Here is a 6,037-nt window from a genome sequence, read left to right as displayed (position 1 = left end):
TTCGGCACGCACGTGCGCGCCTACAACAAGTGGTGGGCCGACAACGTCCCCTACATCGACGTCCCCGACCCGGCCATCAAGAAGAGCGTCTACTACCGCTGGTGGCTGATGCGCTTCAACCACCTCGACGTCGACATCCCCGGCCAGGACTACCAGTTCCCGGTGTCCATCGAGGGCGTCACCGGCTACAACAACGCCATCGTGCTCACCCAGCCGATGCACATCGACGACCTGAAGTACCTGCGCAACGCCGAGTACTCCTACGGCCCCTGGCTCTCGGCCGGGCAGACCGGCAAGAACGCCCGGTTCACGGACAATCCGGGCGATCCGGAAAATTGGTCGAATTCGTACACCCAGTACATCTCCGAGGCGGCCTGGCGCAGCTACCAGGTGCACGGCGGCCAGCCCGCGATCATCGGGAACCTGGCCCGCTACGCCGAGGGCGACGCCAAGGGCCAGCTCTCCTTCTACGACACCAACAACAACGGCGTCATCGAGTACGACTGGGGCGCGCTGACCGGCAACGACGCGGACGCGGTGTCGTTCCACTGGCGCGAGGGCCGGATGGACCGGGCCGAGACCGCGTACGTGTGGAGCGGCGCGATGGCCGCCCAGCAGGCCTACGCGATGCTCGGCAACACCGCCAAGGCCGCCGAGATGCAGGCGCTGGCCGACCGCATCCGCAACGGCGTCATGTCGACCCTGTGGAACCCCGCTCGCAAGCTGCTGGAGCACAAGCACGTGGCGACCAACGCGCACGTGCCGTGGAAGGAGATCAACAACTACTACCCGTTCTCGGTCGGCCTGGTGCCCAACACCGCCGACTACCGCGAGGCGCTGCGGCTGTTCGCCGACCCGGCCGAGTACCCGGTGTTCCCCTTCTACACCGCGAACCAGCGTGACAAGGCCGCGGCGGCCCAGGCCGGTTTCCCCGGCAGCAACAACTTCTCCACCATCAACTCCACCGTCCAGTTCCGCCTCTACTCCTCGGTTCTGCGCAACTACCCGAACCAGTGGATGGGCGCCGAGGACTACAAGAAGCTGCTCTACTGGAACGCCTGGGCGCAGTTCACCGGCGGCAACACGCAGTGGCCGGACGCCAACGAGTTCTGGGCCAACTGGAACCCGAACGCCCAGACCATCGACTACCGGTCCTGGATCCACCACAACATCCTCGGCAGCTCCAACTGGACCGTCGTCGAGGACGTGGCGGGCCTGCGCCCGCGCTCGGACAACAAGGTCGAGCTGTGGCCGATCGACATCGGCTGGTCGCACTTCGCGGTCAACAACCTGCGCTACCACGGCGCGGACCTGAGCGTGGTGTGGGACGACCCGGCCGACGGCGTCACCCGCTACAACGGCGTGCCGCAGGGCTACTCGGTGTTCCTCAACGGTACCAGGGTCGCCACGGTCGACCGCCTCACCAGGCTGGTCTACGACCCGGCGACCGGGAGCGTCAGCCTGCCCGCGGGCGGCGCCACCACCCACAGCGCCCCGTTCAGCGGTCTCCGCGCCCCGCAGGAGGTCCAGCAGACCAGCGCGCGCATGGTCGACGTGCTGGCCAAGGCGGGCGTGGACCTGACCTCGACCACCCCGAACCTGGCCCAGTCCGCGACCCCGTCCGCCTCCTACACCGCGTCCGGAACCTCGCTCGCCGCCGCGATCGACGGCCTGCCCACCAACGAACCCCTGTGGGGAACGGCGGGCTCGCCGAACGCGAGCGACTGGTACGAGCTGAACCTCGGCCAGTCCAAGGCGGTCAACGAGGTGCGGCTGCACTTCCGCGACGACCGCGCCGCCAACCGCTACCGGGCCCCGGCCTCCTACGCGGTGGAATACCACAACGGGAGCGCCTGGGTGGCCGTCCCGAACCAGAGCGCGACACCGGCGACCCCGCGCGCCAACTACAACAAGGCGACGTTCGGCAGCGTCAACACCCAACGCCTGCGCGTGCGCTTCACCCACGCGCCGGGCTTCAAGACCGCGCTGACGGAGGTGAAGGCCTACCAGCGCTAGCGGAACGGGGGAGGGGCGCGCCTCGGCACGCCCCTCCCCGCCCGGTCAGCTCACCCGGTCACTTCGCGGACGGATCCGGCAGCGGCATCCCCGCCACCTCCCGGTCCGCGGGCACCACCCCGTCGACCAGGTAGGCGTTGGTGATCTCGTCCACCACCGGGTTCCCCATGCCGTACAGGCCGTGGTCGCCGTCGCCGGTGACGGTGATCAGCCGCGAGCCCTCGAACGCCGCGTGCGCGCGCCGCGCCCCCTCGATCGGCGTCGCGCCGTCCAGCTCCGAGTGCAGCATCAGCACCGGCGGCACCCCGCGCCCGTCCAGCTTCGGCAGCGCGCGCGGCTCGCTGTCCCAGAACATGCACAGCTGCACCAGCGGCCACCCGCTGCCGACCAGCGTCAGACCGCGCTCGTGCGCCCGGTTCGAGTCGCGGATCGCGCTCCTGCGGTCACCGGTCCACTCGCCCTCGCCGCACAGCGTGGCCCAGAACGTGGCCCGCATCGCGTCGGGCTCGTCCGCCGCCAGCTCCGCCGCGGCCACCGCCGCCGCGACGTCCTCCTGAGGCGCGGAGCCCTGCTCGGTGATCCCCTTGAGCGTGACCAGGAACGTGGCCAGGCCCTCGAAGAGCACCTTGCTGTACAGGCTCTGCGTGACCACGCCGTCGAGCACGGGCGCGGTCACCCGGAACGGGCCCTGCTGCGAGGGCAGCTCCACCGGCCGGCGCACCAGAGCGGCCCGCACGGCCTCGTAGACCTGCCGCACCGACTCGGCGTCCGCGCCCAGGTGGTAGACGTCGTCGTGCTTCGCCGCCCACGGCAGGAAGTGCTCGCGCCAGCTGCGCTCGAACCCCGTGGCCTGCCAGTCGAACGACTTCTGCCAGGTGGTGGTGAACTCGGTGTTCGAGTCGAGCACGAACCGCCCGGTGCGCTGCGGGAACCGCTGGGCGTAGTGCGCGCCCAGCCAGGTGCCGCCCGAGTAGCCGACCCAGTTGATCCGCTCGCGGCCGAGCAGCGCGCGCAGCAGGTCGTAGTCGTGGATCGTCTGGTGGGTGTTGATCACCGGACCGAGGTCGCCGTACGCGGCCTGGCAGGTGTCCGCCGCCCGCTCGGCCAGGTCCAGGGCGTGGTCGAGGTTCTCCGGGCTGCGGTCGCGCGCGTCCAGGTCGTCGAGGGTGCTCCACGCGCCGTCGCAGGTCACGTTGGTGCTCTTGCCGGTGCCCCGGACGTCGACGCCGATGATCTCCTGGTGCTCGCGCAACCGGGTCTGCTCGGTGAAGTTCGGCGCGGCGGGGAAGTACCTGCCGTCCCCGCCGGGGCCGCCGGGGTTGGTCAGCAGCGACGCGGTGGCGCCGTGCGTGGCCTTCAGCCTGCTCACCGCGATGGTGAGGTCCCGCCCCTCGCGCGGCCGGTCCCAGTCGCGCGGCGTCCGGAACGTCGCGCACTCCAAGCCCTGCAGGCCCGCCGGCGGCTGGGTGGTCAGCTCCTCCGGCGCGCACAGGTGCCAGTCCAGCCGCTGCGCGGTGTAGCGCGCGGGGACGCCGCCCTGCGCGCTCTCGGCGACCGCGGGGGTCGCCCCGGCCACCAGGGCCAGGCCGACCGCGAGCACGAGTCGTTTTCGCACACTTCCCCCTACTCCCGAAAGTGGTTGTGCCACCAGGGAAAACCATGCCCCAAGGGCATGGTCAACCCCTGTCCCGGCGGCCTCGCGGGGGAGCGCTCAGCCCGGTCCCCGGCTCACAGGACGACCCGCTCCTCGGTGACCACCACCCCGAGCGTGGCCAGGTCGATGAACACGGCCTCGTCGGGCTGGACCCGCTCCAGGTAGTTCTCCGACGTGAAGAACGCGTCGTGGTCGGCCCAGTTGTCGAACCAGATCTCGGTCACCGAGTCGTAGGCCGGGGCCGGGTGGTCGGGGGCGGGGACCGGGTGCGAGATCGCGTACTTGCGGACCAGCTCGCGCGCCTCGGGGATCGAGGCGAACAGCGGCGCGTGCCGCTCCCGGTGGTAGGCGGTGAACTCCTCCGCCGACATGCCCTCGACGCGGTTGACCAGGTAGACGAACTTGAGCATCAATCCTCCGGTTTGTGTTGTGCGACAACGGTTTCCGGTCGCGGCGCCGGGTCGTCCCCGACGTCGGCTACGCTAAACGCTCACACGCGTGTGAAGGGCAAGCCGGGGTGACCCGGACCACAGCGGCGGTCGGTGGCGGAGGTCGGCGGGGTGCGCATCGGTGAGCTGTCCGCGCGGACCGGCGCCAGCCGCAGGTCGCTGCGCTACTACGAGGAGCAGGGGCTGCTGGTCAGCGAGCGCTCGGCCAGCGGCCAGCGGCACTACGACGAGGAGCACGTCCACAGGGTCGGTCTGATCCTGGCGTTCCTCGCGGCGGGCCTGTCCAGCGGGGCCATCGGCGAGCTGATCACCTGCATGGCGGCCAACCCCGGCGCGCGGGTCGCCCGGCGCTCCCTGGCCACGATGACCCGCGAGCACGCCCGGCTCACGACCGCCATCGACGGGCTCGTGGCGGCGCGGTCCGCGCTGGACGAGCTGGTGCTGATCAACCGCGCGTACCTGGCGGACCTGGAGCGACCGGGGACCTGAACGCGGCCACGCCCGCCGTCGCGCTGACGCCCGCTGTCGTGCTGACGCCCGCCGTCGCGCTGGCGTCCGTTCTCGCGGTGGTGTTCGCCCTCGCGCTGACGCTCGCCCTCGGGGTGGCGACCGCTCAGACGGCGGTCCCGGATGTGTTCTGGGTAACTCTTCCCGTCCGCCGACCGGACCGCCGGTCCACCGTCGCGTTCCCGCCCCCGCTCCGATCCACGCCGCTGTGAACTGCGGGAACACCCTCCCGAACCGCCCCGGTGCCGGTTCCGGGCGGTTCCGGCCCGGCGCTACATTCCGAGTCGTGGAACCGGTCGAGCTGTTCTCCAGAGCCGTGGACCTGCTGGACGCCCCCGAGGGGCGGCGCCTGGAGGCCTGCTCGACCGCGATAGCCGGGCTCGTCCCGCATCGGGCGCTGGTCGAGCTGAGCGCCTCCCTCCCCCCGATCCGGGTGGTCGGAGACCCCGAGACCAAGGCCGCGCTCACCCCCGCCGTGCTGGCCGACCTGCTCGAGTCCGCGGGCGCCGAGCCGCTGTGGCGCGGCGGGACCACCGCGGGCGGGCGGCCGTACCGGGTGAGCGTGCTGCGAGCTGAACCCAAACGGGGGACCGCCTCGGTGCTCGTGCTGGTGCACGACCCGGCGGTAGTCTCGGACGAGACCGAGGAACTCGCGGCCCTCCAGGTCGTCAGCGCGCTGTGGCGACTCCTCGCCACCCACCACGCGGCCACCCACCACGCGGCCACCCGCCGCGTCGGTCGAGCCATGCCCGCGTCCACTCCGAAGGCCTCGGACGCCTCGGACGTCCTGAATGCCCCGAACGCTCCGGGGACCCGGAACGCCTCGGGCGCCTCGGACGTCCTGGGCGCCTCGAGCGCCCTCGGCATCCCGGACGACGAGTCCTACTCTGCGAGGCGCGCCGCGGCTGCGGGCGCGCAGGTCGCCGCCGAGCTCGTGCAGCGGCAGTCCGCGCTGGTCAAGGCCATGCTCGTGGCGCTGCGCTCGTCCCGCTACGACGACCGGCAGGCCCGCTCCGAGGCGACCGGTCTCGCGATGGGCGCGCTGCTCGACCTGCGGGCCGAGGAGCAGGTGAGGCGTGGGCTGTCCGGCGAGCCGGTCGGCGAGGCGTTCGCCGCGCTGGTCAAGGACCTGGAGCCGGTGGTGCGGCGGGCCGGGGTGCGCCTGGAGGTGGACGAGCCGGGTGATGGCGGTGACGTGCCGCTGGAGCTGGCCGGGCTCGCCGCCGCGGTCAGCACCGAGGTCGTGCTGCTCGCGCTGGACCGGGACGCGGTCACCTCGCTGCGCGTGGGCTGGCAGGTCGGTGCGGAGCTGGTGCTGCGCGTGCGCGACAACGCGACCAGCGGGTTCGACCCCGCCGGGGTGCGCGCGCTCGCGATCGGGATCGCGCCGGTCGGCGGCACGATCTCGGTC

General features: G+C 71.9%; 5 protein-coding genes. 3 read left to right on the top strand and 2 right to left on the bottom strand.

What is annotated here, in order from left to right; all coding sequences use genetic code 11:
- Positions 1-2,016: discoidin domain-containing protein (locus ACTUAL_RS28220; RefSeq protein ID WP_440902367.1), on the top strand; the 2,016-nt coding region annotated here is incomplete at its 5' end.
- 58 nt (positions 2,017-2,074) lie between these two features.
- Here the strand turns inward: ACTUAL_RS28220 and ACTUAL_RS28215 are convergent.
- Both ACTUAL_RS28215 and ACTUAL_RS28210 read right to left on the bottom strand, forming a co-directional pair.
- The gene (locus ACTUAL_RS28215; protein ID WP_440902366.1) at positions 2,075-3,631 is read right to left on the bottom strand and encodes an alpha/beta hydrolase; all 1,557 of its coding nucleotides are present in this window, start codon (positions 3,629-3,631) and stop codon (positions 2,075-2,077) included.
- Positions 3,632-3,744: 113 nt separating this feature from the next.
- Entirely contained in the window at positions 3,745-4,080 is a 336-nt protein-coding gene (locus ACTUAL_RS28210) for an EthD domain-containing protein (RefSeq protein ID WP_440902365.1), read from the bottom strand.
- A 150-nt stretch (positions 4,081-4,230) separates the two neighbouring features.
- On the opposite strand from ACTUAL_RS28210, the gene ACTUAL_RS28205 reads away from it, so the two are divergent.
- Together ACTUAL_RS28205 and ACTUAL_RS28200 are read left to right on the top strand one after the other, a co-directional pair.
- Positions 4,231-4,608: a MerR family transcriptional regulator gene (locus ACTUAL_RS28205; RefSeq protein ID WP_440902364.1), complete on the top strand. Its 378-nt coding sequence runs from the start codon at positions 4,231-4,233 to the stop codon at positions 4,606-4,608.
- A gap of 304 nt (positions 4,609-4,912) precedes the next feature.
- Positions 4,913-6,037, top strand: a 1,125-nt coding sequence (locus tag ACTUAL_RS28200; protein ID WP_440902363.1) for a hypothetical protein, incomplete at its 3' end; no start/stop codon positions are given.

Source organism: Actinosynnema sp. (assembly GCF_052038725.1).
This window is presented reverse-complemented; position numbering and strand designations above follow the sequence as displayed.

Coding starts and splice junctions, on each gene's coding strand:
- ACTUAL_RS28210 (WP_440902365.1), bottom strand. CDS start 4,080: ATGCTCAAGTTCGTCTACCTGGTCAACCGCGTCGAGGGCATGTCGGCG.